Raw genomic sequence first — 561 nt, forward strand, 5'->3', positions numbered from 1 at the left:
GGCCATGATATTTAGTGGTTTAGTCTATAATCTAGCAGGTTCTACTAAGTTTTTTGAATTTCAGTCAGCGTATTGGATCGAAAAAGCCCTGTCTGTAGATAACTTATTTGTTTTTATTTTGGTGTTTAAATTTTTTGATGTTCCTAATCAGAATAAACATAAGGTTTTGTTTTGGGGTATCATAGGTGCCTTAGTTTTGAGAGCTATATTTATATTTTCAGGTGCTTTTTTGATCGAATTAACATATTTAAACAAGATATTAAATTTGATTGGTTTAGAAGGATTTAAGTATGATATTAATATCATTATGACACTTTTTGGTTTGTTCCTAGTATATGCTGGTATTAAATCTTGGTCAGCAGGAGATGAAGATGACGATGAAGACTACAATGACACAAGAGGAGCAAGATTAATCAGAAGATTTTTTAATGTGACAGATAAATATCATGGTGATAAGTTTTTTATCATGGAAAATGGTGTAAAGATGGCCACTCCATTATTAGTAGTAGTAGCCGTCATCGAATTTACCGATTTGTTATTTGCGGTAGACTCTATACCAGC

At 31.7% G+C, this 561-nt stretch carries 1 protein-coding gene; it reads left to right on the forward strand.

The genetic code is table 11. From position 1 onward, the window contains the following. Nucleotides 1-561: TerC family protein (locus CLVI_RS17200; protein ID WP_423237143.1), on the forward strand; the 561-nt coding region annotated here is incomplete at both ends.

Source organism: Clostridium vincentii (assembly GCF_002995745.1).
Classification (GTDB): Bacteria; Bacillota; Clostridia; order Clostridiales; family Clostridiaceae; genus Clostridium; species Clostridium vincentii.